This window comes from Pelomonas parva (genome assembly GCF_043555835.1).
Classification (GTDB): domain Bacteria; phylum Pseudomonadota; class Gammaproteobacteria; order Burkholderiales; family Burkholderiaceae_C; genus Pelomonas; species Pelomonas parva.
The window spans coordinates 139,412-162,698 of record NZ_JBIGHV010000006.1 but is presented as its reverse complement, the minus strand read 5'-3'; the positions used below and the strand labels follow the sequence as shown (position 1 = coordinate 162,698).

26 protein-coding genes are annotated in these 23,287 nt (G+C 69.3%); 4 read left to right on the top strand and 22 right to left on the bottom strand.

The genetic code is table 11. The annotated features are described in order from the left end of the window. Positions 1–21: 21 nt before the first annotated feature. From ACG00Y_RS17320 to infA (ACG00Y_RS17275), 10 genes are all read right to left on the bottom strand, one after another. Complete coding sequence (locus tag ACG00Y_RS17320) at positions 22–342, bottom strand: hypothetical protein (protein WP_394480931.1); 321 nt, start codon at positions 340–342, stop codon at positions 22–24. A gap of 22 nt (positions 343–364) precedes the next feature. After that, positions 365–1,378 carry an ABC transporter permease gene (locus tag ACG00Y_RS17315; protein ID WP_394480929.1) on the bottom strand — a complete coding sequence of 338 codons (1,014 nt, stop codon included), beginning with the start codon at positions 1,376–1,378 and terminating at the stop codon, positions 365–367. Beyond that, the gene (locus ACG00Y_RS17310; protein WP_394480927.1) at positions 1,378–2,310 is read right to left on the bottom strand and encodes an N-acetylmuramoyl-L-alanine amidase; all 933 of its coding nucleotides are present in this window, start codon (positions 2,308–2,310) and stop codon (positions 1,378–1,380) included. The genes ACG00Y_RS17315 and ACG00Y_RS17310 overlap by 1 nt, the downstream gene beginning before the upstream one ends. Positions 2,311–2,426: 116 nt before the next feature. Continuing rightward, positions 2,427–3,215, bottom strand: a complete 789-nt coding sequence (locus ACG00Y_RS17305) for a hypothetical protein (RefSeq protein WP_394480926.1) — start codon at positions 3,213–3,215, stop codon at positions 2,427–2,429. Continuing rightward, the gene (locus tag ACG00Y_RS17300) at positions 3,212–4,048 is read right to left on the bottom strand and encodes a pectate lyase (protein WP_394480924.1); all 837 of its coding nucleotides are present in this window, start codon (positions 4,046–4,048) and stop codon (positions 3,212–3,214) included. Before ACG00Y_RS17300 ends, ACG00Y_RS17305 begins: the two co-directional genes overlap by 4 nt. A gap of 257 nt (positions 4,049–4,305) precedes the next feature. Then, the gene (locus ACG00Y_RS17295) at positions 4,306–4,854 is read right to left on the bottom strand and encodes a DUF2894 domain-containing protein (protein ID WP_394480922.1); all 549 of its coding nucleotides are present in this window, start codon (positions 4,852–4,854) and stop codon (positions 4,306–4,308) included. Further along, on the bottom strand, positions 4,854–5,498 hold the full coding sequence (locus ACG00Y_RS17290; RefSeq protein WP_394480921.1) for an OmpA family protein: 645 nt from the start codon (positions 5,496–5,498) through the stop codon (positions 4,854–4,856). Before ACG00Y_RS17290 ends, ACG00Y_RS17295 begins: the two co-directional genes overlap by 1 nt. Then, entirely contained in the window at positions 5,491–8,040 is a 2,550-nt protein-coding gene (locus tag ACG00Y_RS17285; RefSeq protein ID WP_394480920.1) for a coiled-coil domain-containing protein, read from the bottom strand. Before ACG00Y_RS17285 ends, ACG00Y_RS17290 begins: the two co-directional genes overlap by 8 nt. Next, positions 8,040–8,714, bottom strand: a complete 675-nt coding sequence (locus ACG00Y_RS17280; RefSeq protein ID WP_394480918.1) for a DUF3348 family protein — start codon at positions 8,712–8,714, stop codon at positions 8,040–8,042. Before ACG00Y_RS17280 ends, ACG00Y_RS17285 begins: the two co-directional genes overlap by 1 nt. 143 nt (positions 8,715–8,857) lie before the next feature. Beyond that, the gene (gene infA, locus ACG00Y_RS17275; RefSeq protein WP_394480916.1) at positions 8,858–9,109 is read right to left on the bottom strand and encodes a translation initiation factor IF-1; all 252 of its coding nucleotides are present in this window, start codon (positions 9,107–9,109) and stop codon (positions 8,858–8,860) included. Positions 9,110–9,357: 248 nt separating this feature from the next. On the opposite strand from infA (ACG00Y_RS17275), the gene ACG00Y_RS17270 reads away from it, so the two are divergent. After that, positions 9,358–10,896 (top strand): DUF4331 domain-containing protein, encoded by a 1,539-nt coding sequence (locus ACG00Y_RS17270; protein WP_394480914.1) that lies wholly within the window; start codon positions 9,358–9,360, stop codon positions 10,894–10,896. Positions 10,897–10,916: 20 nt separating this feature from the next. Beyond that, a complete protein-coding gene (locus ACG00Y_RS17265) occupies positions 10,917–11,471 on the top strand; it encodes a PEP-CTERM sorting domain-containing protein (protein ID WP_394480913.1) in 555 nt (184 codons plus the stop codon). Positions 11,472–11,648: 177 nt separating this feature from the next. Here ACG00Y_RS17265 and infA (ACG00Y_RS17260) read toward each other — a convergent pair whose 3' ends face one another. The 3 genes from infA (ACG00Y_RS17260) to ACG00Y_RS17250 form a co-directional block, all read right to left on the bottom strand. Then, positions 11,649–11,915, bottom strand: coding sequence for a translation initiation factor IF-1 (gene infA, locus ACG00Y_RS17260; RefSeq protein WP_394480911.1), 267 nt, complete (start codon positions 11,913–11,915; stop codon positions 11,649–11,651). Positions 11,916–11,990: 75 nt separating this feature from the next. After that, on the bottom strand, positions 11,991–12,215 hold the full coding sequence (locus ACG00Y_RS17255; protein WP_394480909.1) for a hypothetical protein: 225 nt from the start codon (positions 12,213–12,215) through the stop codon (positions 11,991–11,993). 68 nt (positions 12,216–12,283) lie between these two features. Continuing rightward, positions 12,284–12,496 (bottom strand): cold-shock protein, encoded by a 213-nt coding sequence (locus ACG00Y_RS17250; protein ID WP_394480907.1) that lies wholly within the window; start codon positions 12,494–12,496, stop codon positions 12,284–12,286. Between the two features lie 290 nt (positions 12,497–12,786). Between ACG00Y_RS17250 and ACG00Y_RS17245 the strand changes: the two genes are divergently transcribed. After that, entirely contained in the window at positions 12,787–14,307 is a 1,521-nt protein-coding gene (locus ACG00Y_RS17245) for a GGDEF domain-containing protein (protein WP_394480905.1), read from the top strand. Positions 14,308–14,315: 8 nt separating this feature from the next. On the opposite strand, the gene ACG00Y_RS17240 is transcribed toward ACG00Y_RS17245, so the two are convergent. The 6 genes from ACG00Y_RS17240 to ACG00Y_RS17215 form a co-directional block, all read right to left on the bottom strand. After that, on the bottom strand, positions 14,316–14,795 hold the full coding sequence (locus tag ACG00Y_RS17240) for a DUF1203 domain-containing protein (RefSeq protein WP_394480904.1): 480 nt from the start codon (positions 14,793–14,795) through the stop codon (positions 14,316–14,318). 90 nt (positions 14,796–14,885) lie between these two features. After that, complete coding sequence (locus ACG00Y_RS17235; protein ID WP_394480903.1) at positions 14,886–15,767, bottom strand: alpha/beta hydrolase; 882 nt, start codon at positions 15,765–15,767, stop codon at positions 14,886–14,888. Positions 15,768–15,828: 61 nt separating this feature from the next. Next, positions 15,829–16,494, bottom strand: coding sequence for a type 1 glutamine amidotransferase domain-containing protein (locus tag ACG00Y_RS17230; protein ID WP_394480902.1), 666 nt, complete (start codon positions 16,492–16,494; stop codon positions 15,829–15,831). Positions 16,495–16,624: 130 nt separating this feature from the next. Continuing rightward, complete coding sequence (locus ACG00Y_RS17225; protein WP_394480900.1) at positions 16,625–17,914, bottom strand: phospholipase D-like domain-containing protein; 1,290 nt, start codon at positions 17,912–17,914, stop codon at positions 16,625–16,627. A 144-nt stretch (positions 17,915–18,058) separates the two neighbouring features. Then, entirely contained in the window at positions 18,059–19,285 is a 1,227-nt protein-coding gene (locus ACG00Y_RS17220; protein WP_394480898.1) for a DUF418 domain-containing protein, read from the bottom strand. Positions 19,286–19,454: 169 nt separating this feature from the next. Further along, positions 19,455–20,372 carry an alpha/beta hydrolase gene (locus ACG00Y_RS17215; protein ID WP_394480896.1) on the bottom strand — a complete coding sequence of 306 codons (918 nt, stop codon included), beginning with the start codon at positions 20,370–20,372 and terminating at the stop codon, positions 19,455–19,457. A gap of 96 nt (positions 20,373–20,468) precedes the next feature. On the opposite strand from ACG00Y_RS17215, the gene ACG00Y_RS17210 reads away from it, so the two are divergent. Next, positions 20,469–21,410, top strand: a complete 942-nt coding sequence (locus ACG00Y_RS17210; RefSeq protein ID WP_394480894.1) for an alpha/beta hydrolase — start codon at positions 20,469–20,471, stop codon at positions 21,408–21,410. Between the two features lie 25 nt (positions 21,411–21,435). Here the strand turns inward: ACG00Y_RS17210 and ACG00Y_RS17205 are convergent, their stop codons facing one another. Genes ACG00Y_RS17205 through ACG00Y_RS17195 form a run of 3 tightly spaced genes read right to left on the bottom strand, consistent with a single transcriptional unit; the run spans position 21,436 to position 23,232 of the window. Beyond that, positions 21,436–22,170: an HvfC family RiPP maturation protein gene (locus ACG00Y_RS17205; protein WP_394480892.1), complete on the bottom strand. Its 735-nt coding sequence runs from the start codon at positions 22,168–22,170 to the stop codon at positions 21,436–21,438. A gap of 1 nt (position 22,171) precedes the next feature. Beyond that, positions 22,172–23,011, bottom strand: a complete 840-nt coding sequence (locus ACG00Y_RS17200; protein ID WP_394480890.1) for an HvfB family MNIO-type RiPP peptide maturase — start codon at positions 23,009–23,011, stop codon at positions 22,172–22,174. Further along, a complete protein-coding gene (locus ACG00Y_RS17195) occupies positions 23,008–23,232 on the bottom strand; it encodes a hypothetical protein (RefSeq protein WP_394480888.1) in 225 nt (74 codons plus the stop codon). The genes ACG00Y_RS17200 and ACG00Y_RS17195 overlap by 4 nt, the downstream gene beginning before the upstream one ends. Positions 23,233–23,287: the final 55 nt, after the last annotated feature.

The window sequence follows — 23,287 nt, the reverse complement described above, 5'->3', positions numbered from 1 at the left end:
GTCATGGAAGAGCGCCCAGCCTCAGCAGATCAGTTCGCCAATGTCGACAAGGTCGTCCGGCTCAAGCGCAAACGCCAGATCGCGTTTCGGGCAGATTTCCTGGTCGCCGCGCAGCACATGGACGTCGACCAATTGCATGCTGCCGCTTTTGAGATCCAGGTACTCGAAATACTTGTTCGCAGCCTCGGCGCCTGCGATGCGCGGGTCCTGGCATTGGACGATCCTTGCGTGGAAGCGGGCCTCGTAGTCACGGAGTGCCGCACCCAGCGTGGTGGCATCGGTGGCGACTGCCAAGTCCAGGTGCGGGCATGGCGAGCCTGTGTAGGTAAAGCGCGAGTTCATCGGACCGCAGAGCAGTGGCATCTCAATGCCCCCCGCCCCGAATCCGCGGATTCACCACCCCATACAAAACATCCACGATCAGGTTCACCCCGATGAACGTCAACGCCGAGATCAGGATGCCCGCCTGCACGACCGGATAGTCCCGCCGCGCGATCGAGTCGATTAGCCACTTGCCGATGCCCGGCCACGAGAAGATGGTCTCCGTCAGCACCGCGCCCGCCAGCAGGCTGCCGGTCTGCAGGCCCACCACCGTCAGCACCGGGATCAGCGCGTTGCGCAGCGCGTGCACGACGACCACGCGCGTCGGCGACAAGCCCTTGGCGCGGGCCGTGCGCACATAGTCCTCGCGCAGCACTTCCAGCATCGACGAGCGCGTCATGCGCGCCACCACGGCCAGCGTGCTGGTGCCCAGCACCAGCGCCGGCAGGATGAGGTGCATCAGCGCCGACTTGAACGCGCCTTCTTCGCCACTCAGCCAGGCGTCGATCAGCATGAAGCCGGTCACGCGCGCCGGGTCGTACTCGATGCCGATGCGGCCGCTCACCGGCGTCCAGCCCAGCTGCACCGAGAAGAACATGATGAGGATCAGCCCCCACCAGAACACCGGCATCGAGTAGCCCACTGTCGCCAGCCCCATGACGCCCTGGTCCAGCAGCGAGCCGCGCTTGAGCCCCGCGCTGACGCCCAGCAGCAGCCCCAGGCCGACCGCAAAGATCAGCGCCGCCGTGGCCAGCTCCACCGTTGCCGGGAACAGCGCCGCGAACTCCTTGCTGACCGGCTCGCGGCTCACCAGGCTCTGGCCCAGGTCGCCCTGCAGCAGCTTGCCGACGTAGTCCGCGTACTGCACCGGCAGCGGCTGGTCCAGGCCCATGCGCTTGACGAGCATCGCGTGGGCCTCAGGGTCCAGCCGGCGCTCGCCCATCATGACCTCGATGGGGTCGCCGGGCACGAGGCGGATCAGGCCGAACGCGACCAGCGTGATGCCGATCAATGTCGGCACCAGCGTGGCCAGGCGTTTGAGCAGGAAACCCAGCATCACCAGCGCGACGTGTAGGGGCGGGTCTCACCCTCGCCCGCGCCGCTGACGCGCATCGCGCTGGGCGTGGCCGCCACGTCGATCAGCGCGGCCGTCTCGGCGTCGACCATGCCGGAGATGTCGCGCGGCCGGTACTTCATCTGGAAGGTGGACACGACCGACTGGGTCAGCGCATCCATCTGCCCCGAGCGCGACACGTTGTAGCCGATGCGCGCCAGCCGCTCCTGCAGCCAGGCCACGTCACGCGGCGCCACCTCGTGCTCCAGCATCTTCAGCGTCACCAGCGGGCCGTCCGGCCAGGGGATGAGACCGGCGTCGGCGAGCTGCTTCCAGGGGAAGTTGGGGCCGGGGTCCTGCTTGCGGCCGGGGGCGATGTCGGCGTGGCCGATGATGCGCTCGGGCTTGACGTTATGGCGCAGCTGGATGTCGCGCACCAGCGCGATGACCTCGTCGACCTGCGCCTGCGGGAAGGGCGCGTAGACGCGGCCGCCGGGGCCGTCGACATAGCCGGCGTTGACGATTTCGATGCCGATGGACGAGGAGTTCAGGTTGGCGTGGCCGCCCCAGAAGCTCGCGCCGGCATGCCAGCTGCGGCGGTTCTCGTCGACCAGCGCGTAGCTGATGGCCGGGTTGTCGCGCACCAGGTAGTGGCTGGACACCTGGCCGCCGGTGGTCAGCACCTTCAGCGACTTCTCCCAGTCCAGCACCGTGTAGTGCAGCACGATGAAGAGGCTGCGGCTGTCCTGGTTCTGCGAGGTGTGGCTGCGGTCGATCTGCGGCGCGCGGATGGCGCCGGACGGGGTCAGCAGCGGCGGCGGGGCGGCGGCGGGCGGGCGTGGCGCGGCCGGTGAAGGCGTGGGTGCAGGCCCGCTGGCGCAGGCGCCGAGCAGCAGCGCCAGGCCGGCGGCGAGGACGCGGGCGGTCAAGGTCATGGGCCGGATTGTTGCAGCGCACACGCGGCCGCCGGCCGCTCCTCAACCCGGCGATGCCATGACCGACATCGCAGCGGGTATGCCGGCAGGTGATGGCCGGCTGGCACCCCGCGCGTTCAGGTCAACTCGGCCAGCAGCCGCGCCCGGTCCGCCGGCAGCAGCCCGGGCGCCCGGGCCAGCAGCGACGCCACCCGCTCAGGCTCGATGTCGTGCAGGCTGCGCGCCAGCGCCTGCCAGGCCTGCCAGCGGCGTTCGGGCGTGGCGATGCGGGCCACCAGGTCCATCGCCTCGTAGGGGGCATGGCGGGCCAGTTCGTCGCCGCTGGCGTGCCGGGCGATGGCCTCGTCCAGCTCGGGCTGGGGCGCGTAGGAGCGCAGCCAGTCGCGCGCGGCAGGGCCGTCCTGGGCGGTCCAGCGCAACAGGGCTTCTTCCAGCAGCGCCTGGCGCTCGGCGCCTGCGGGCAGGCTGCCGGCAAAGACGGTGGCCGAGCGGGCGTCCTGCTGCAGCCAGCGGTCGTGCAGCGGCGCCAGCAGATGGGCCTGGCCGGGCGTGGCGAGCGCCCAGCGTGCGGCCTGCTCGGGGGCGGCCTCGGCCCAGCGGGCCAGCAGCTGTTGCAGCAGTTGCTCGCGGGTGTCGGCATCCAGCGGCGCGCGCTGCAGCGCCAGCACGGCCTGGGCGAACTCGCGCTGCTCCATCCAGCGCGACAGTTGGGGCGCATCCGGCAGCGGCGCTTCGGTGTTGTCGCCCACGGGTGCCGCCAACCCGATCATCTGCAGAACCGGGCTGGGCGCCACCTGCGGGCTTGCCGCCGCAGCCGGCTCGGCGGCCGGTCGCCCGAGGGCGAGGGCCCCCAGGCCGGCCGCGGCCGTCAGCAGCCAGGCAAACTGACGGACGCTGCGCTTCACTTGAACACGCAGGCGCGGGCGATGTTGCTCGCGTTGGTGTCCTTCACCGGCTCATTGCCCGAGCCGGTGCCGACGAAGGCCTCGCACTTGGCCTTGGAGCCGCTGTAGACCAGGTCGGTGATGGTGGCCACGTCGTACTTGCCGGCGATGCCCGACTTGCTGTCGTAGCTGCTGTTGACGCCGATGCCGGACGAATTGACCGTGCCCAGGCGCACGCCCGTCACCGTCACCTTGCGGGCGTACTGCGTGGAGCAATTGCCGCAGGAGCGCACCAGCTTGCCGATGTTGTTGGCGTAGAAGTCCTGCACCACCAGCGTGCCGTCGCTGTTGTGCTGGAACAGCTTGTCGGCCGCCTTGAAGGCCGCGCCGCCGCTGATGGTCAGCTTGCTGGTCACGCCGCTGAGCTTGCGCACGGTGGCGCCGTCCTCGCCCACGTCGGCCCAATAGACGTTGGTGATGTTGCACACGCCGTAGCAGTGCACGCCGTCGGCGCCGCCGGCGGCCAGGTTGGTGCCGGTGCCGAGCGAGCCGTCACCGATGACGACGTTCTTCACCGTCGAGCCGTTGTTCAGCTTGAACATCGGGATCTGGCCCTCGCTCTGCGTGCCCTTCATGTTGGACGCGGTGCCCACCAGGCAGACCCACTTGCCGTACTTGGCCACGCCGTCCCAGGTCGTGCCGGCGGGCACGTCGATGGTGGCGCTGACGTTGACCTTGGTGCAGGCGGGCACGGTGCGCACGCCCGGCGCGGCGGCCGCGCTGCCGGCCACGGCCACCAGTGCCAGGCCCAGGAACCCGCGCCACAGGCGGCGCGCCATTGAGAAACCGTTCATTGCTTGTCTCCAGTCTTTGCTGTTGAGGTCAGCAGCCGTGAGCCCGGCTGCGGGCGTCAGCGCAACGGCAACGAGTCCTGGAGGCGGCCAACAGGCAAGGGCAAGGCGGGGGAGTTAGACAGCGGCTCCGGCCCGTCGGTCATTGACGGTCGAGGGTTCCAAAACGGCGTCTTGCGCCAAACGGAACGCACTTTCATTCTTTTGGAACAACGTTCCAATAAGTGCTTTCCTGAGGCTGCTTCAGGCGGCGCCGTGTTTCAGCGCTTGCGTGGCACGGGCTTGCGGGCGGCGGGCCGGGCTGCGCGCGCGGGTTTCTCGGGCTCGGCGGTGGCCTGCAGCGGCGCCAGCGCGGCCAGCGTGTCGAGCTGGGTCAGCAGGCGTTGCAGGTAGTCGGGCGACAAGTCCTTGAGCTGCTGCAGCGCCCGGCTCACCAGCACCTGGCTGTTCAACGGGCCCAGGTGATCGGGCACCGGCGCGCTGACCTCGGCCATGCGGCGGGTCAGCCGCAGCGCGCTCCAGGTGCGGCGGTGCAGTTGCACGGTGCGCAGCTCGGGGCCGGCATCCGCCTGCAGCCGTGCCGTCAGCTCGGCCAGCGGGCCGGCTGAAGCGGGTGCGGGCTGCGCAGTGGCGGGCGTGGCGGCGTGTGCCTGCGCGCGCTCCACCAGCCGGGTCACCAGGCGCTCGCGCAGCGCGCCCTGCGGCTGCCGCGCGGCACGGCGGGCCAGGCCCTCCAGCACGCGGCGGCTGACCGGGTCGGACGTGGGCTGTGCCTGCAGCCAGGCCTGCGGGTCGTCGAGCGCGTTCATCACGGGGCCGATGCCACCGCGCGACGCGGCCGGGGGGTGGGTGCGATCTCCACTCGCCGGTTCAGCGCACGGCCGGCCGCCTCGTCGTTGGACGCCACCGGCTGCTGCGGCCCGAAGGCGGCGGCGAACACGGCGTCCGGCGGCAGGCCCTCGGCCATCAGCGCCCGCGCCACGTTGAGCGCGCGCTGGGCCGACAGCTCCCAGTTGTCGGCGAACTTCTGGCTGCTCACCAGCCCTCGGTCGTCCGTGAAGCCGCTGACCATCAGGATCTCGTCGCGCTGGGCGAGGTAGGTGCGCAGCGGCGGCGCCAGGCTCTTCAGCAGCGCGCGACCGTCGGCGTGGAGCTGGTCCGACCCGGTCGCGAACAGCACCGCGCCGCTGATGCCGATGCGCCCCTCCACCAGCGTGATGCGCCCGTCCGCCAGCGGCCCGGCCAGCGCCCGCTCCAGCGCCTCGCGGCGCGCCTGTTCGGCCTGGCGCTGCTGCACCTCGGCCTCCAGCTTGTTGGCCAGGTCCAGCTGGCCCACCAGCGCGGCGGCCAGCACCAGCACGAAGGCGCCCAGCACGCCGGCCATCAGGTCGCCGAAGGCCGCCCAGGCGGGCGCGCCAACGCCTTCCTGCTCCATCTCCAGCTGGTCATCCATTGGCAGCCGCCGTCGTCTGCAGCGCGTCCAGCACCTGTTTTTGCGAACCCAGGCACAGGTCGATGACCTCGCGCGCCTGCGCCACGTAATAGCCCAGCTGCTCGTCACTGCGCGTCATCGTCTGGCCCAGGCGCTCCTCCAGCGCGGCCAGGTGCTGCACCAGCTGCGTGTTGGCGCCCTGGAACTGCTCCACCGCCGCGCCAAAGCCCTCGCCCAGGCTGCCCATTTCGGCGGCGCTGGCGGCGATGGTGGTGGCCGCGTCGGCGAGCGCCTGGCCGGTCGCGCCGGCCTGCTCGGTGAAGCGCAGGCCCAGCGCTTCCAGCTGGGTGGCGGAGCTGCCCACCAGCGTGTCCACCTGCGACGCCGCGCCGGCCAACATCGTGTCGATCGCCGCGCGCTGCTCGCCGGCCGCCTGCTGCAGCGAGGCCAGCAGCGTCGATACCGTCTGCATGAGTTCCGCGCGCTCGGCCAGCGCGGCGCGGTCCTGGGCCTGACTTTGCGCCAACTGCTCACGCAGCGCAGCCACCACCTCGACGGCGGCGCGCGGCGCCTCGCCGGCAGCCTGCAGCAGCGCGCCGGCTTCGCTGAGCGTCGTCTTGGCTTGCGCCTCGGTCTGGGCGACCAGTTCGCGCGTGTGCTGCAACAGGCCGTCGGCCAGCTGCTGTTGCTGGGCCAGCTGCGCGGCGCCTGCGGCCTGCAACTCGGTGCGCCAGGCGGCCAGGCGCTCGGCGTCATGGGCCGCGTGGGCCGATTGCAGCTGCGTGTGCGCAGCGGCCAGCGCGCCGACGGCGGCCTGCGTCTGCGCAGCGAAACCAGCCGTCAGCTCGGTCAACGCGTCCTGCGCGCGCTGGCCGCTGGCCGCCAGCAACTGCTGCGCGGCCTCTCGCTGGGCGGCCAGCAGTTGCTCATTGGCGGCGCGCTGCTCGGCCAGCGCCAGCGCTTCGGCGCGGGCCTCGGTGCGCGCTTGGGCATCCAGCTCGGCCTGCATCGCCGCGTGGCGGGTCTGCGTGTCGGCGATGCGGTCCAGCAGGTCTTTCGTCTGCGCCGCGAAGCCAGTGCTCAGCTCGGTCAGCGCCTGCTGCGCGCGGGCGCCGCTGTCGGCCAGCAGCTGTTGCGCCGCCTCGCGCTGGGCGGCGAGCAGTTGTTCGTTGGCGGCACGTTGCTGGGCCAGCGCTTCGGCCTCGGCCTTCGCGTCCGCCCGGCGCTGGGCGTCCTGCTCGGCTTGCGACTGCTGCTGGCGGGCTTGCGCCTCGGCCACGCGGTCCAGCAGGTCCTGCGTCTGCGCGGCAAAGCGCTCGGCCGCGTCGGCCATGGCCTGTTGGGCGGCGCTGCGTTGCTGCGCCAGCGCGTCGACCTGCGCCTGCAGCGCGGCGGCGCGGGCGGCGTCGGCCTCGGCCTGGGCAGCCAGCAGCGCTTGTGCATCGGCGGCGGCACGTTCGGCAAGACGGTCAACGGCCTGCTGGGTCGCGCGGCCGGTGTCGGCCAGCAGCTGCAGCGCGGCCTCGCGTTGCCGCGCCAGGCCTTCACCTTGGGCGCGGGCGGCGGCTTCGCCTTGCTGTGCGATCTGTGCGGCGCCGGCCTCGAAGCGCGTGCTCAAGGCCGTGAGCTGCTCGCCGACCTGCGCGCCGACGCGCTCGTGCAGGGCCGCAGCCTCGCGGGCGATGCCGGCCATCGCGGCCTCGGCGGCGGGCTGGATGGCGGCGCCGGCCAGGCGGGCGGCGTCCGTCAGGCTGGTGCGCAACGTCGTGTCCACGCTGGCGGCGAGCTTCTCGTAGGCCTTGCTCGTCTCGCCGTGGAACTGCGCGTTCTGCGCGGCGAGCTGGTCGGCCATCGCTTGGGCGAAGGTCTGCAGCTGGGCGACGAGTTCGAACTGGTTCTGGCGTGCAGCTTCAGTCGCGGCAGCCTCGGCCGCCTGCTGCTCGATGGCGCGCCGGTGCGCGGCCGTCAGCGGGCGCAGCCGGCCCAGCAGCGCCACGTCCAGCCGGGCGCCGACGGCGGCGCGCTCGCGGCGGGCCAGCGCCACCATCAGGCCCAGCATGGCCGAGCCGGCCACGCCGGCCACGCTGGCGCTGAAGGCCAGGCCCAGGCCTTGCACAGGCGCGCCCAAGGCGTTGCGCAGCGCGGCAAGGTCGGCCGTCTGGCCCAGCGCGCTGGCCGTGCTGCTCAGCGTGATGACCAGGCCGATGAAGGTGCCCAGCATGCCCAGCAGCACCAGCAGGCCGGCTAGTGCCGGCGCCAGCGCCAAGCCGGGCAGCGCCACGCGCAGGCCGTCCAGGCGCTGCTGCACGCTGGCCCGCAACGTGGCTGGCACGGTGCCGACCCAGTCGTCACCCGGTTCGACGGCCAGGGCGGCATCCAGCTCCCGGCCCGCGCGGCGGAAGGCGCGCAGCTCCAGCACGCCCAGCACGAAGAAGGCCGCGATCAGCAGCGTCATCGCCAGCGCCACCGGGTGGTGGCGTGCGGCGGCCAGCGCGGCGCCGGCAATGCCCGCGAGGCCGGCGGCCAGTGCGAGGGGGTAGAGGGCGTGCAGGAAACGGTTCATCAGCAGTCAGCTTGGTTCAGCGCCTCAATGAGGCCCAGCACCGGTTGCAATCGGAGGTCCAGCTCGGCTCGCAGCGCGCGCTGCAGGTCGGCCCAGAAGCGTTGGCGCCAGTGGCGGGGGTCGGCGGCCTGGTGGGCCTCGGCGCGTTTCGTCAGCAGCGCGGGCAGGCCCGTGAGGGCCTGGCGCTCGTGCAAGACGGCGGTGCGCTCGAACACGGCGTCCAGTACTGCCAGCCGCGCCAATGGCCCCGAGGCCTCGGCCATGCGCGGCCGCAGCCGCTCGCGCAGCGTGGCGATGCGCGCGGCCATGCTGCGCTGCTGCTGCGCGTGGTGCAGGCGAAAGGGCGCCAGCAGGTCGGCCAGCGGCACGCCCTCGGGCGCGGGCTCGGCCGCGTCCTGCGCCAGCAGCGCGTCGTCGAAGGCGGCGGTCAGGTCGGCCTGCAGCCGGTCCAGCGCGGCAGCGGCCCAGTCCTGCGCTTCGCGGCGGGCGGCGACGTTGGCCTCAGCCGATGGCGGCGTGGCCAGCAGCTGCGACAGGCCGATGGCCTCCGCCCAGCCCAGCCAGCCGCCCAGCCGCTCGGCCACGGGCGCGGTGCGCACCGGCGCCACGCCCCATTGCAGCAGCAGCCGGGCCAGGGGCTCGGCGGCGGGAAGCTGCGCGGGGACTGCGGACATGGGCACGGGCGCTCGGGCGCAGCGCGCGCGAGCAAAAGGGCGAGAGTTTAGTGAACCCTGCGGCGGGCCCCGCCGCGCGTCCGGCGCGCGGCATCACCCGTCAGGGCTCACCGGTGGCCCGGTGCCTTGCTGTCAGCAGGTGTTCAGTAACGCTGGCCCGGCGTGGTGCGCGGCGTGCCGAGGTGGCGGAACGTGATGCGGCCCTTGCTCAGGTCATAGGGCGACATCTCCAGCGACACGCTGTCACCCGCCAGGATGCGGATGTGGTGCTTGCGCATCTTGCCGCCGGTGTAGGCGATGACTTCGTGGCCGTTCGTCAGCTTCACGCGGAAGCGCGAGTCGGGCAGGACTTCGTTGACGACACCCTGCATTTCGATCAGTTCTTCTTTAGCCAATGGAACTCCGGTCGTGACGGGACGCAAAAGGCTAGCACGACTCGCAAGACGGGGGAACCGTTACGCAGTGCCTGCCCACCCGGATGCGCGGGTTCACACGTCGTGTCTTCGAGCGTCAGCCGGCAACGCGCCCTTGCATCCGTTTGCGCCCGCTCACGTAAGCCTCTTTGCGGCCGTCATGGCTGAAGGCCGCGCTCGCAGCCGGCATGTCGCCAGGCGGCGAGACCCCTTCGCCAGGAGCGCCCATCATGACCCTGCCACCCCTGCACCGTGCCTTGCTGTCCACCGCCTGCGCCGCGGCGCTCGCCAGCCTGGCGCTGCCTGCCGCGCACGCCTCCAGCCACCGCGAGGCGCCGTCCATCACCGGCGCGCCGCGCATCGACGGCACGGACTTCTACATGTTCCGCAGCTACGAGTCCGGCCGCGCCGGCTACGTGACGCTGATCGCCAACTACCTGCCGCTGCAGGACCCCTACGGCGGCCCGAACTACTTCAAGCTCGACCCGAATGCGCTGTACGAGATCCATGTCGACAGCAACGGCGACGCCAAGGAGGACGTGACCTTCCAGTTCCAGTTCAAGAACCTGTTGAAGGCGATCGCGCTGCCCATTGGCAACCAGATGGTGCCCATCCCGCTGACACAGGCGGGCCAGGTCACGGCGCCCAATGCGGTGGCGCTGAACGTCAACGAGAAGTTCACGCTCAACGTCGTGCGCGGTGACCGCCGCACCGGCACCAGCACCACCGTCACCAACCCCAAGACCGGCACGCCACTGTTCGACAAGCCCAGCGACCACATCGGCGTCAAGACGCTGCCCGACTACGCCGGCTATGCCGCGCAACATGTCTACAGCGTCGACATCCCGGGCTGCGGCGCCAGCCGCGTGTTCGTCGGCCAGCGGCAGGAGAGCTTCGCCGTCAACCTGGGCGTCATCTTCGACCTCGTCAATGCGCCCGTCGGCGTCATCACCGACCCGGCCCTCATCAACGCCGCTGCCGCCAATTCCATCCAGGGCAAGAACGTCACGTCGCTGGCCGTCGAGGTGCCCATCGCCTGCCTGACGCAGGGCGGCGAGACGACCATCGGCGGCTGGACGAGCGCCAGCGTGCGCCAGAGTCAGCTCGTCAACGCCAACCCGCCGAGCGGCTACAACACGGCCATCACGCACGGCGGCGCCTGGGCGCAGGTGTCGCGGCTGGGCATGCCGCTGGTCAACGAAGTCGTCATCGGTCTGCCGGACAAGGACAAGTTCAATGCCTCGGTGCCATCCAAGGACGGCCAGTTCGCCACCTATGTGACCCACCCGACGCTGCCCGCGCTGCTGGAGATCGCGCTGGCCCTGCCCGGCGTCGCGCCGACCAACCTGCCGCGGCTGGACCTCGTCACGACCTTCCTCACCGGCATCCCCGGCGTCAACAAGCCGGCCAATGTCGTCGCCTCGGAGATGCTGCGGCTCAACACCGCCATCGCGCCGACCCCGTTCGCGCAGCAGCAGCGGCTGGGCATCGTCGGCAGCATCCTGAACGGCGCCAGCGACTTCGCCGGCTACCCCAACGGCCGCCGCCCCAAGGACGACATCGTCGACATCTCGCTCGTCGCCGTCATGGGCGGGCTGTGCGTGGCCAACGGCAATGCCAATGCGCTGGGCTTCGGGGCGGAGTGCAACCCGAGCAAGGTGCCGCTGGGCAGCACGACCTTCAAGCTGCATGACGCGGTCGACCAGGCCGTCGTGCCTTTGTTGCCGGGCTTCCCGTACCTGAACACGCCCAACCCGGGCTCCAACTGAACCCAGAGCGAGGACGCATCATGAAACTCAAACTTCTCGCAGCCAGCGTGCTGCTCGGCCTGGCCAGCGCGGCGCAGGCAGCGCCGGTGCGCTTCGACAACCCCGGCGTGATCGACATCGACGCCGGCAACGTTGCGACCTACACCGAGGGCGGCTTCACGCTGTCGGGTCAGGCGGCGGACTATCTGCTGCTGGACGACGGCGCCGGCAACGGCTGGCTGGTCGGCGGCTTTCTGGGGGCGGGCCCGCTGACATTGCGGCCGGCAGCGGGCGGGCTCTTTGGCCTGGCCAGCCTGGACTTCGGCTACTTCGACCTCGGCGACACACCGGGCGAGTTGGCCATCACGGGCCTGCTGGACGGCCAGCAGGTGGCGATGCAGACGCTGGCGCTGGGCGCGATGACCACGACGCAGTTCGACAGCCAGTGGCTGGGCTTGAGCGAGGTCAGGTTCAGCGCCACGTCGGGCTTCCAGCTCGACAACATCTCGGCGGTGCCGGAGCCGGGCAGCGTGGCGCTGCTGGCGGTGGGTCTCGGTGGGCTGTGGGTCAGCCGGCGGCGGAGCACGCCGGCCTGACCAACGCGGGCGGCACGATGCATGAATTTGCGTTCGGGCCGAGCGCCGGGCCGCTCCCAAGCCGGCCCGGTGGGCGATGTGCTTGCCGGTAGATCCGGCAAGCATCGCCGTCCCCTCGGGGGACCGACCAGGCACGCCCGCGTTCAGCGGCGCAGGACTGGGCGAGGGGTACTTGTTTCAGCGGCGCTGGCCGCCCGGTGCGCCCATGCCCGGGCCGGTGCGGCCGGCCAGGTGGCGGAAGGTGATGCGGCCCTTGCTCAGGTCATAGGGCGACATCTCCAGCGACACGTTGTCGCCGGCCAGGATGCGGATGTGATGCTTGCGCATCTTGCCGCCCGTGTAGGCGATGACCTCGTGGCCGTTCGTCAGCGTCACGCGAAAGCGCGAGTCGGGCAGCACTTCGTGCACGGTGCCCTGCATCTCAATGAGTTCTTCTTTGGCCATGTCTGGGCTCCGTGTTTGATTTGATGAGGAGAGCCGGGCACGTGACGCGCCGGCCCTGGTTGCAGCCGGCGAAGGTCAATGGCAATGCGCCCAGGCCAGGCCGTGGGCCTTGGCGTAGTGCAGAGCCGCCTGCTGGCTCGTGAAGCACGGCGTGAACTGCAGGATGCGGTCCACGCTGGCCATGCCCCGGCCGGAGCGGATGGACACGACGGCGTCAAAGCCGCCGCCATGCCGCGGCTGGGTCATGGGGGAGACGACGTAGCGCCCCACTTCGATGTTGTTGTTGTTATTGATGTTCAAGTTCTTCTTCTTGTTGTGACCGCGGCTCCCCGAGGGGCGCCGCGGTGGTTGCGCGTCAGCGCAGCAGATCAGAGCGAGCGGATGTTCGACGCCTGCAGACCCTTGGGGCCTTGCTTGGTCTCGAATTCAACCTTGGCGCCTTCGGCCAGCGAGCGGAAGCCGCCGCTGTTCTTGATTTCGCTGTGGTGGGCGAACAAGTCCTTGCCGCCGCCGTCAGGCGTGATGAAGCCGAAGCCCTTGCCGTCGTCGAACCACTTCACGGTGCCGAGTTCTGTTGTCATGGTGTTTCCTTGGAAAGTTGGAATGGATGGAACCCTCCGCGGGCGAAATGCCGTGCGGAGACAGAAACACTCAAGAACACTCACCGGGAGTTTTGCTGAAGCGAGCCGCTCGCGAGAACGGGCCAGGGGGTGGCCGGCGGGGCTGCAGTGAAGACCTTGAGAAAACGGTCTTGCGCGAATCTATGGCCCGCAATGTACCACCGACGCCGCAATCGCCTTGGCGAGCCAAGGCCAAACCCGGGATTGCCGCACGCAGACGGCCGGCGCCTGCGGCCGCAGAATCGCTCGCCATGCCCACCCCCGCCTCCCGCCTTGACGCGCCGCTTCCCTTGCCCGAGGCGCTTGGCGACGCAGGCGCCGACTTGCAGCTGGAGCCCCAGCTCGCCCAGCTCAAGCGCGAGTTCATCGAAGACCTGTGGCAGGGCATGTGCGTCGTGGCCTTGATTGGCGTGCCGATCTCGGTGTCGCGCTCGGCCATCAGCGGCTGGTTGCCGGTCTACACCTCGCATGTGGTGCTGGCGGTGCTGGTGGGCGCGGTGTTCCTGCTGCGCGGGCGGCTGTCCTACCACGCGCTGTCGGGCCTGTTCCTGGGCCTGCTGTGGGCCGTGGGCTTGCCGGGCGTGTTCTCGTTCGGGCTCATCTCGGCCAGTACCTTCTGGCTGGTGCTGAGCTGCTACCTCGCGAGCACCCTCTACTCGACGCGCGTGGGCCTGGCGTTCGCGCTGCTCACCGGCCTGGCCATCCTCGCGGCCGGCACCGGCTTCGTCAGCGGTCGGCTCAACACCGCCATCCCCGAGGCGGTCTACCACCGCCAGATCAGCGCCTGGCTCACGCTGCTGGTGGCCACCGGCGCCTTCCTGTTCCTGAGCCTGCGCTCCATCGGCATGCACCAGCGCGCCGTCGTCGACCTGATGGCCCACATCCAGGCCAAGAGCCGCGAGGTGTCTGACCTCTACGACAACGCGCCCTGCGGCTACCACTCGCTGGGCGCCGACGGCCGGCTCGTGCGCATCAACCAGACCGAACTGCGCTGGCTGGGCCTCACCGCCGCGCAGGCGCTGGGCCGCAGCTATGGCGACTTCCTGACCCCCGCCAGCCGCCAGCGCTTCCGCGAGCGCTTTCCCCAGCTGCTGCAGACCGGCCACCTGCAGGACACCGAGTTCGAGCTGCTGCGCGCCGACGGCAGCACGCTGCCCGTGCTCGTCAGCGCCACGGCCGTGCGCGACCAGCAGGGGCGCTTCGTGCGCAGCCGCACCACCGTTTTCGACATCACCGAGCGCAAGAAGCTCGAGCAGCGGCTGGACCAGCTCGCCCGCACCGACGCGCTCACCGGCCTGGCCAACCGGCGCGACTTCAACGACCGCGCCCAGGCCGAGCTGGCTCGCTGCCGGCGCCTGGGCAAGCCGCTGTCGCTGCTGATGGTGGACATCGACCACTTCAAGCTCGTCAACGACCGCCACGGCCACGCCGTGGGCGATGCCGCGCTGCGCCAGCTGGCCGACAGCTGCCGCCACGCGCTGCGCGAGATCGATCTGCCCGCCCGCCTGGGCGGCGAGGAGTTCGTGGCCCTGCTGACCGAGACCACGCTGCCCGACGCGCTGGACGCCGCCGAGCGCCTGCGCCGCCACATCGCCGCGCTGGAAGTCGCGCCGCAGCAGCCCGGCCCGCCGGTGCGGCTGACCGTGTCCATCGGCGTGGCCGAACTGACGGCCGTCGACCGCAGCCACGAGGACTTGATGCGCCGGGCCGACCAGGCGCTCTACGCCGCCAAGCGCGAGGGCCGCAACCGCGTCGTGGCGGCGGCGGTCTGAGGGGCGCGTCAGCCGCGCTCCACGCGGCACTGGAAGCAGTTGAACTTCGAGCGGATGTGCACATAGGCCACGTCCTCACGGGCCAGGATGCTGCGGCAGGCGTCGGCCAGTTCGGCGCCGGGCACGACGCGGCCGGTCTCGTAGACGATCCAGTCATTGGCCCCATAGCCGCGCACGAGCGCCGGCGCCAGGTGGGCGAACCACGCGGGCAGGTGGTCGGCCTCGTAGCGCTCGCAGTCGGCCTGGTGCAGGAAGACGGGGCCGGTCTCGGCATAGGGCTGCGGCGCGCTGAACGGCCGATAGGCCAGCACGAGCTTGGTGTCGCCGTCGGCAATCAGCTGCAGGCAATGCCGGCAGGGGTTGCCCAGGCCGCGCGCTACTGACGTGAGTGGCGCCTGGCCATGGGCGTCATGCCCGCCGCTGCGCAGCGCCTGCGCGTGCTCGGTGGGGATGCCTCGAACGATGAACCTGGTCTGTGCGGCTTGCATGCGGCCCTTTCGGTTGCGGAATGGGCGGCATTGCAGCAGCGACGGGGCCGGCGCGCTGGCCGGGAACGGACATGGAGTTCGCCCGCGAGATCAGCGCGCAGGCGCGTCGTTCACGAAGCCGGCCACGTCGTCCAGCACCGGCGCCAGACCGCGCAGCGGCCGGCCGAAGGCACCGATCAGCGTCATGTGGCCCACGCGGTCGTAGCGCTGCAACGTGACCGGCACGCCCGCCGCCTGCAGCCGCGCGGCCAGCGCGGCCGAGTTGCGCTGCGGGTCGACCAGCTCGTCCTTGGCCGCCACGCCCAGGAAGCTGCGCGGCGCGCCGGCGCCCGCATGCGTCAGCGGCTGCGTGCCCTCGGGGTAGTTGGGGTGGAAGAACACCGGTTTTGCATCGGGGTTCTGGATGGGCAGGAAGTCATACGGCCCGGCCAGCCCGACAAAGCCCGCCAGCTCGCGCGGCGCATGGCCCGTGGGCGCCAGCCAGCGCGCGTCCAGCGCCAGCATGGCCGCGTTGTAGGCGCCGGCGCTGTGGCCCATGACGAAGACGCGCCGCGGGTTGCCGCCCAGGCCCTGCGCATGCGACAGGCCCCAGGCCAGCGCGGCCGCGCTGTCGTGCAGGAAGTCGGGGTAGCGCACCTCGGGGTAGAGGCGGTAGTCGGCCACCAGCGTCAGGATGCCGCGCGCCGCCAGCGCCTCGCCGACGAAGACATAGCTCGCCCGCTCGCCGTTGTTCCACGAGCCACCGTAGAAGAACACCACCACCGGCCAGCCGCCGGCCGGCGCTGAACTCGCCGGCGTGTAGACATCCAGCTGCTGGCGCGGGTGCGAGCCATAGGCCACGCCGGTCGTGCGCGAATGGGTGTCGTTCGGCGCCAGCGTGTTCAGCGCCGTCACTGGCGAGCAGGCGGCCAGCGTGGCGAGCACGGCCAGCGCCAGCAGCAGCGCAAGGGTTGTCGATTTCAGCAGCGGCATGGCGGGCTTACGCAGGGCAGGTTGAACTGGATGTGTCGGCGCATGGATGCCGGCCACTGCCTCAACGATCGTGGAGCGCCGCCACCAGGGCCTCCGCCACGCCTTCGCTCGAGTTCGGGTTCTGGCCGGTGATCAGGTTGCCGTCTTCTTCGACGTGGCTGAGCATGGGCAGCAGCGCGGAATGGAAGTCGGCACCGGCTGCCTTCATCTCGTCTTCGAGCAGGAAGGGCACGACGTCCTTCAACCGCGCCAGGAACTCCTCGGCGTTGGTGAAGCCCGTGGCGCGGCGGCCCTCGAAGAACGGCCGGCCATCGGCGCGCCGGGCATGCACCAGCGCGGCCGGGCCGTGGCAGACGGCAGCGATCACCTTGCCCGCCGCGTCGTGACGCGCCACCAGCGCGTGCAGCGTCGCGTCCCTGGCCAGGTCCACCATCGGGCCGTGGCCGCCGGGGATGAAGATGGCGTCGAAGGTCTCGTCCTGCACGGACGCCAGCGTCACGCTGTGCCGCAGCGCCTCCAGCGGCCTTGCCCACTGCTCGCGCTGCTTCTCGTCCGGTTCGGTTTTCGGGTCCAGCGGCACCGCGCCGCCGTGGGGCGACGCCACCGTCACGGTGATGTCGGCCTCGATGGCGGCGAGGTAGGGCACGGCGAATTCCTCCAGCCACAGGCCGGTCGGATGGTCGGGCGCGAGCTGGGTGGTGCTGGTGGTGACGAAGAGGGCGCGCATGAACGGCTTTCAAAGTGACGAACCGGAAATCTAGGATGCCGCTCGCCGCGGCCGTGTAGGCGCCGACGCCGCCTGCGCGCGCGCCAAGGCCTGCATCGCCCGGGCCTCCTGCCGTTTGCCGCGCGGCCTGTCAGAGCTGGGCGTGCAGCAGCAGCGCTGCGCGCTCCAGCAGCCGCTCGGTCCACGGGCGCCTGCGCCACTCGTCGGCCGTGATGCTGCGCGCCTTGGCCCAGTCGGCCTCGAACACCTGCTGCTGGATGCGGCCGAACTCGGCGTTCAGCACGTTGAGGTTGGCCTCGTCGTTGAGGCGGAACGAGCGGTTGTCGAAGTTCGTCGAACCCACCGACGCGAAGATGCCGTCGACGACGAAGCCCTTCACATGGAACATCGTCGGCTGGTACTCGGCGAACTCGATGCCGGCATCCAGCATCGGCCCCCAGCTGCCACGCGACGCGTGGCGCACTGCCTTCGCGTCGATGTGCCCGTTGGGCGTCAGCACGCGTACCTTCACGCCGCGTTTGGCTGCGTCGATCAGCGTGCGGATCGTCAGGTCGTCCGGCACGAAATAGGCGTTGGACAGGTCGATGCTCTTGCGCGCCGCCGTGATGGCCAGCAGGTACATCAGCTGCATGCTCTCGCTGCCGCCGCTGGGCGAGCTGCTGAACATCTGCGCGTCGTGCGGGCCGGCCGCCTGCAGTGCCGGGAAATAGCGCTCGCCATGCAGCACCCGGCCCGTCGCGCGCATCCAGTTGTCCAGGAACACCGACTGCATCTGCGCCACCACCGGGCCCTGCACGCGGTAGTGCGTGTCGCGCCATTCCGTCTTGTCGCGCGCGTTGCCGCGCCATTCGTCCGCGATGCCCACGCCGCCGGTGAAGCCCAGGCGCCCGTCCACCACCAGCAGCTTGCGGTGCGTGCGGTTGTTCATCTGGCGCCAGTTGCCGAAGCCCGGCTCGTGGAAGCGCACGCACTCCACGCCGGCCGCCTTCATCTCGTCCACCAGCGCCGCGTCCATCTTCAGGCTGCCCACCCAGTCCAGCAGCACATGCACCTTCACGCCGGCGCGGGCGCGCTCGGCCAGCGCGTCGACGAACTCGCGGCCGATGCTGCCCGACCAGTAGATGTAGGTCTCGAAGGTGATCGTCGTCTTGGCCGAGCGGATGGCCGCCAGCATGGCCGGAAAGATCTCGTCGCCGTTGAGCAGCGTCTCGACTTGGTTGCCCGGCACGATCTGCGGGCCCAGCAGGGCGCCCAGCGCGCGGCGGAACTCCGCGTTGTCGGTCTCGTACAGCTTGGGCAGCTGGTGCTCGATCTTCTTTTCCTGCCCGGCCAGGTTCTGATAGACGAACACGCCCAGCATCGTCAGCGCGAAGGTGGCCAGCATGGCCACGAGGTAGGAAGACTTGCTGCCCTTGCGCATGGATGTTCTTCGCAAACGGCCCGCCCATTGCGCGTGCCGGCCCGTATTGGCGAAGCCGGCACCCCGCCGGCCTCAGGGCGCTGATGGTAGGAACGAACCGCAGTGCGCGTCGTAGGCGGAGACGCCGCCCGCAGCGCCGGGCGGTCAGCCTTTGACCAGAGGCTGCCACTTGAAGAAGGTCGCCGAGCGCCACAGCCACTCGACGGGGCCGTAGTGGAAGCGGCCCAGCCACCAGCGGCTGAAGGCGATCTGGAACGCAAAGATGGCTAAGCAGATCAGCACGTTCACGGCCGGCGAGGTCTGGGCGAACAGCGCCAGGCCGAAGCTGTAGAAGATCAGCAGGCCGAAGAGCGTCTGGGTCAGGTAGGACGTCAGCGCCATCTTGCCGACGTCGGCCAGCGGCGCGAGGCGCCGGGCCCAGCCGGGCCGTGCCATCAGCAGCGCGATGCCGCTGATGTAGAACACGGTGCACGCCGCGTTGTAGGCGTCGATCGCGAACTCGGCGGCGAAGTACGGCCAGCCGCGGTCCTCCAGCTTGAGCGAGAGCGCCATGGCGGCGCCGCCAATCACCAGGCCCAGCAGCAGGCTGACGAGCATGACCTGCCACGAGCGCTTCCAGATGGTCTTGACGGTGGGCAGCATGGCCTCGGCCTTGTCGAACCAGCCGAGGCGCCCGACGAGCATGCCCAGCAGGAAGAAGCCGAAGGTGATCAGGAGACGGCCGCTGGTGAGCTGGTAGTCGATCTTGGTGCCGAACGCTTGCAGGTTGCCCAGCAGCATGTCGACGAAGCCGCTGTTCTTGACGAACTCGAAGTAGGCGGCACCCTCCTTGACGGGGTCGCTGGCGATGAAGTCGACCTTGCCGGTGCGCAGCAGCGCCACCAGCTCGAACACCTTGGTGGGCAGGTTCAGCACCAGCACCGCGCCCAGCACCAGCAGCGCCTTGTTGCTGAGGTGCCGCGCAAAGATCAGCAGGAAACCCAGCGGCACATAGATGGAGAGGATGTCGCCGCGCCACAGCATGTGGTGGACGGCGGCGATCAGCCCCAGGAGGGCCAGACGCCAGCCGAAGCGCAGCGCCACGTTGTCGCCGTGCCTGGCGAGGTTGTTGATCTGGATGGTGAAGCTCAGGCCGAACAGGAAGGCAAAGACCGAGAAGAACTTGCCCATCACGAACAGCACATTCACGCCGAAGGCGATGCCGGTCGGGACGCTCTGGAACCTCTCAAACAACTCCTGCGGCAGCGGGCCCGCCGTGTACCAGGCAACCATGTGGGCGTAGAGGATGCCGAACAGCGCAAAGCCGCGCAGCACGTCGACGGTGATCAGGCGCTCGTGGGGCGGCGTGGCGAGTGGGCGTGTCGGGGCCATGGCATCCAGGGTTGGGCGCGCGTGAGGCGGGCGCGGGCGGGGTCAGTCCTTGACCCGGCGGCACCGTATCAGCGGGCTTCGTGCCGAGCAGCGCGTGTTCGACGAACTGCACAACCGCAGGGACGGACTGCAGATCCGCCGCCATGCTGCCGGCCCCGTGCGGCCCTGCTCAACGGAACAGCCGCTGCGCGAAGTGGAAGAGGTTCTCCGCCCAGCTGTCGCGGTCGTGGCCGTACTCGTCCACGTGCCAGATGTGCGGGATGCCGCGCTCCTTGAGCGCGCGGTGCACGCCCTGCGACACGTTGATCAGCCCGTCCTTGTTGCCGCAGGACAGGTAGAGCAGCGCAAGCTGGTGGCGGGCGGCGTCGGGCGCGGGCAGCAACTGGTCGGCCGGCCGGGTGTTGGGCGCGGACGAGAAGCCGCCCACCCAGGCGAAGCGGTCCAGGTGCGCCAGGCCGAAGTTCAGCGCCTGGCCGCCGCCCATGGACAGGCCGGCCATTGCGCGCTGCCGCTGGCCGCTGGCGACGGCGTACTTCGCTTCCACGGCGGGGATCAGGAACTCCAGCAGATCGCGCTCGAACTTCGCGAACCCGGCCGCGTTCTCCGGCGTGAACACCCGGTCCGGCGGCGGCGCGCGGTCGTCCGCCAGCGCGCGGCCGTTGGGCATCACGACGATCATCGGCATGGCCTGGCCGGCGGCGATCAGGTTGTCGAGCACGGCCGTGGCGCGCACATAGCCCAGCCACTCCTGCTCGTTGCCGCCGATGCCGTGCAGCAGGTAGAGCACGGGGTAGCGCTGCTCGGCCGAGTAGCCCGCAGGCAGGTAGACGCTGGCCTTGCGCTGCGTGCCGGTCACGCCGGACGCGTAGCTGAGCTCCTCGACGCGCCCGGCCGCCACGCCGGCACGCGCATCGGCAAAGCCGGCCGGCGGCGCGGGTTGGGTGCGCACGTCGTCGGCCGCGAGCGTGATGGGGCGGGCGAAGTTGGCGCGGGCCCGGTCGGGGGTGGCCTCCTCGACGCCCTGCGCTGCGCAGGCGGCGGACAGGGTCAGCAAGGCGATGGCGATGAGGGGGTGGGTGCGGTGCATGGGAGGGGTGGGGGTGAGGTCGGCGTGATCATCGCTTGGGCTTGCACCCCGCGCTATCGTGCGCGCACCCTTCAAAGCCATCTCCGGGACCGCACGATGCAACACCGCCTTGCCGCCATCGCTTTGCACCTCGCCGCCCTGCTCGGTAGCACTGCCAGCCACGCCGAGGAAGACCGCGCCGCACCGCGCCGCTACCTCAACACCGCCTTTGCCGAGCATGTGCGCCACGGCAACCTGGTGTTTGCCGAGAACCTGAACAACCTGGACGGCAAGGTCGAGAAGCTGACGATGCGCGTCTTCGAGCCCAAGGGCGACACGGCAGCGAAGCGCCCGCTGCTCGTCCTCACGCCCGGTGGCGGTTTCGTGCGTACCGAGGACTTCTGGATGGACGACTTCGGCGAGGAACTGGCGCGTGCCGGCTACGTGGTGGCCGTCCACCGCTACCGGCTCTCCGACAACATCAACGGGCCGGCCAAGTTCTATGACGCCCTCTTCAAGGCCACGTCGGACCAGAAGGCCGTCATCCGCTACTTCCTCAAAGACGCCGCCGGCCCCAACCGCTTCCGCGTCGACGTGGACAACATCTTCATCGGCGGCCACTCCGCCGGTGCCATCACGTCGATGTACACGGCCTACCTGGATGCCCGCAGCAAGCTGCCTGATGCAGGCAGTGCCGCGCTCAAGGCCAACGGTGGCCTGGAGGGCAACAGCGGCAACGAGCAACAACAGAAGTTCAAGCTGCGCGGCGTCATCAACCTCTCCGGCGCGGTGGTCGATCTCGACATGCTCGACGCCGGCGAGCCCGCCCTGCTCGGCATCCACGGCGACAAGGACGACGTGGTGCCGCTGGGCTCGAACGCGGCCGGTCTGCATGGCTCCGCCACTCTCCACAAGCGCGCCCAGTCGCTGGGCATCAAGAGCGTGCTGCAAGCCGTCGAGGGCGGCGACCACATCGACCCCGCCGACCCCAAGCGCTGCCCCGAGTGCCTGCCGCTGATCAAGCGGTTCATGTTCACCACCATGCAACGCCCTCGGTAGGCCCGAAGATTCAATCCATGGCCAGTTATTGATAAAAAAGAACTTCCCTGTCGGCCAGCGAGGCCAATATGTCTTGCATCCTGGCCAGCACCAGGTCCTGCGAATGAGCACCTAGCTCGCCAGCGAGTCGCTGGTATTGCTGCAGGTGAGTGATGCCCTCATGCGCTTGCAGCAGCTGAACCATGCGCAAACTCAGGCTGTCTGTCGCCAGGACTTCAACGTCATCGTTTCTGTTTCTATACACCAGCAAGTGGTTGGGGCCATGGTCGCGCCTTGTTGGCAAACCATGCTCGTCGAGCATGTGAACGGGATACGAGTACGTCAACCCGACCGCCAGCGGCGAAGCTCTCCATAAAGAGTTTTCCGTAGGCGCCGCCGCATCTTGACGCTCAGGCAGATGAGCGTCGGCAATATAGAGTGCGAACTGAATCCACTCAAAATGCGCCACCTCGACGATAGACGGCTCGTCGGTCGCGAGCGGCTTGCGCACGTGCATCAGGTAGGCCAGGAACTCCTCGCCCATCTCATGCAAATAGGGCGTCCGTAACGTGCACTCGCTGATGAACTCGCGCATCATCAAATCCCATCGGGGCTCTTGGATGACGCGCTTGGTGACCGGAAACATATCCGCGACGGCTTGGCTGATGTTTTTGTAGACGGAATCCCGGTATATCTCCTGGCGCCTGCCCCTGGGCGTGCCCGCATCTCCTCTGCGCAAATAGTCCGTGAAAGCAAGTTGGGTCAGCTGAAAAGGCTTCATCTCATCTCGCCCCGGCTTGCGCTTGAGTCTTCATTATTTGATCCAGCTCATCGAGCAGCGCGCCCAGCGGCGGGATGTTGTGTTCACGCTCCAAGAGCGTTGGCTTCACCCCGAACGATGCATAGGCGGCGCGCAACAAATTCCAGACCTCTTGCGCCACGGGTGCCCCGTGCGTGTCGACGTAGAAGCTCTCTCGTTCGGCGTCGTGACCAGCAATATGGATATAGGCGGTTCTGTCGCCTTGCAAACCGCGCAGGAATTGATAGGCGTCGTAGCCATGATTCGCGCTGTTCACGAAGAGGTTGTTGACGTCCAGGAGCAGCGCGCAATCTGCCTCGCTCAAAACTGCATTGATGAACTCGCATTCCGACATTTCCTGCGCGGGCGCATGGTAGTAGGAAGCGTTTTCTATGGCGATTCGCTCGCCAAGAATGTCCTGGGCTTGCCGTATCCGCGCCGCCATGTGATGAACGGCGTCTTCCGTGAACGGGACCGGCAGCAATTCATGCAGTTGCCCGCCATCGCTTGAATAGCTGAGATGCTCGCTGTAGTAGCGGATCTTGTGGTCGCGCAGAAAACACTTGATGGCCTGCAGCAACTCAAGGTCAAGAGGCGCGGGGCCGCCTAGTGAAAGTGACAGGCCGTGGCATACGAATGGAAACTTTTCGGTGTAGGCGCGCAGTTGCTTGCCGAGGCGGCCGCCCACATTGATCCAGTTTTCGGGTGCAATCTCCAGAAAATCGATGCTGCCCACGTCAAGGTGGGCCAGGCGATCCATTTGGCTCCGGTGCAAGCCTAGGCCTGCACCGTTGATCGGCGCCGAAAAGCGTTCAGTCGTCACTGTTGACCGCAAACCCCAGACGGCAGTTGACGATGCTGTCCAGCGCGAGCGCGCTTTTGGTCGGCCTCCCGTTTTTCGGTGGCCAGGCGAGCAGCTTCTTCGGACGACAGATTCTGCTTGTCGGATTTCTCCGCCGGGTTGGCGCACGCGGACAAGACAACCGTCGCCACAAAGGCCGCATTGACCGCCACTGCCAGTCGGCTGGAAAACAACTTTTTCATTCAATGTCTCCTGGTTTGAACCCCTCACGGAAACAGGGGCAGGAGGCAGTCTCGA

What these genes read in the sequence shown, in the direction of transcription:
- ACG00Y_RS17295 (WP_394480922.1), bottom strand. Translation starts at nt 4,854, where the DNA reads ATGAACGCGCTCGACGACCCGCAGGCCTGGCTGCAGGCACAGCCCACG.
- ACG00Y_RS17225 (WP_394480900.1), bottom strand. Translation starts at nt 17,914, where the DNA reads ATGCGCAAGGGCAGCAAGTCTTCCTACCTCGTGGCCATGCTGGCCACC.
- ACG00Y_RS17215 (WP_394480896.1), bottom strand. Translation starts at nt 20,372, where the DNA reads ATGCACCGCACCCACCCCCTCATCGCCATCGCCTTGCTGACCCTGTCC.
- ACG00Y_RS17230 (WP_394480902.1), bottom strand. Translation starts at nt 16,494, where the DNA reads ATGCGCGCCCTCTTCGTCACCACCAGCACCACCCAGCTCGCGCCCGAC.
- ACG00Y_RS17250 (WP_394480907.1), bottom strand. Translation starts at nt 12,496, where the DNA reads ATGACAACAGAACTCGGCACCGTGAAGTGGTTCGACGACGGCAAGGGC.
- ACG00Y_RS17280 (WP_394480918.1), bottom strand. Translation starts at nt 8,714, where the DNA reads ATGTCCGCAGTCCCCGCGCAGCTTCCCGCCGCCGAGCCCCTGGCCCGG.
- ACG00Y_RS17300 (WP_394480924.1), bottom strand. Translation starts at nt 4,048, where the DNA reads ATGAACGGTTTCTCAATGGCGCGCCGCCTGTGGCGCGGGTTCCTGGGC.
- ACG00Y_RS17270 (WP_394480914.1), top strand. Translation starts at nt 9,358, where the DNA reads ATGACCCTGCCACCCCTGCACCGTGCCTTGCTGTCCACCGCCTGCGCC.
- ACG00Y_RS17240 (WP_394480904.1), bottom strand. Translation starts at nt 14,795, where the DNA reads ATGCAAGCCGCACAGACCAGGTTCATCGTTCGAGGCATCCCCACCGAG.
- ACG00Y_RS17220 (WP_394480898.1), bottom strand. Translation starts at nt 19,285, where the DNA reads ATGGCCCCGACACGCCCACTCGCCACGCCGCCCCACGAGCGCCTGATC.
- ACG00Y_RS17235 (WP_394480903.1), bottom strand. Translation starts at nt 15,767, where the DNA reads ATGCCGCTGCTGAAATCGACAACCCTTGCGCTGCTGCTGGCGCTGGCC.
- ACG00Y_RS17245 (WP_394480905.1), top strand. Translation starts at nt 12,787, where the DNA reads ATGCCCACCCCCGCCTCCCGCCTTGACGCGCCGCTTCCCTTGCCCGAG.
- ACG00Y_RS17205 (WP_394480892.1), bottom strand. Translation starts at nt 22,170, where the DNA reads ATGAAGCCTTTTCAGCTGACCCAACTTGCTTTCACGGACTATTTGCGC.
- ACG00Y_RS17210 (WP_394480894.1), top strand. Translation starts at nt 20,469, where the DNA reads ATGCAACACCGCCTTGCCGCCATCGCTTTGCACCTCGCCGCCCTGCTC.
- ACG00Y_RS17320 (WP_394480931.1), bottom strand. Translation starts at nt 342, where the DNA reads ATGAACTCGCGCTTTACCTACACAGGCTCGCCATGCCCGCACCTGGAC.
- ACG00Y_RS17310 (WP_394480927.1), bottom strand. Translation starts at nt 2,310, where the DNA reads ATGACCTTGACCGCCCGCGTCCTCGCCGCCGGCCTGGCGCTGCTGCTC.
- ACG00Y_RS17315 (WP_394480929.1), bottom strand. Translation starts at nt 1,378, where the DNA reads ATGCTGGGTTTCCTGCTCAAACGCCTGGCCACGCTGGTGCCGACATTG.
- ACG00Y_RS17285 (WP_394480920.1), bottom strand. Translation starts at nt 8,040, where the DNA reads ATGAACCGTTTCCTGCACGCCCTCTACCCCCTCGCACTGGCCGCCGGC.
- ACG00Y_RS17265 (WP_394480913.1), top strand. Translation starts at nt 10,917, where the DNA reads ATGAAACTCAAACTTCTCGCAGCCAGCGTGCTGCTCGGCCTGGCCAGC.
- infA (WP_394480911.1), bottom strand. Translation starts at nt 11,915, where the DNA reads ATGGCCAAAGAAGAACTCATTGAGATGCAGGGCACCGTGCACGAAGTG.
- ACG00Y_RS17290 (WP_394480921.1), bottom strand. Translation starts at nt 5,498, where the DNA reads ATGGATGACCAGCTGGAGATGGAGCAGGAAGGCGTTGGCGCGCCCGCC.
- ACG00Y_RS17195 (WP_394480888.1), bottom strand. Translation starts at nt 23,232, where the DNA reads ATGAAAAAGTTGTTTTCCAGCCGACTGGCAGTGGCGGTCAATGCGGCC.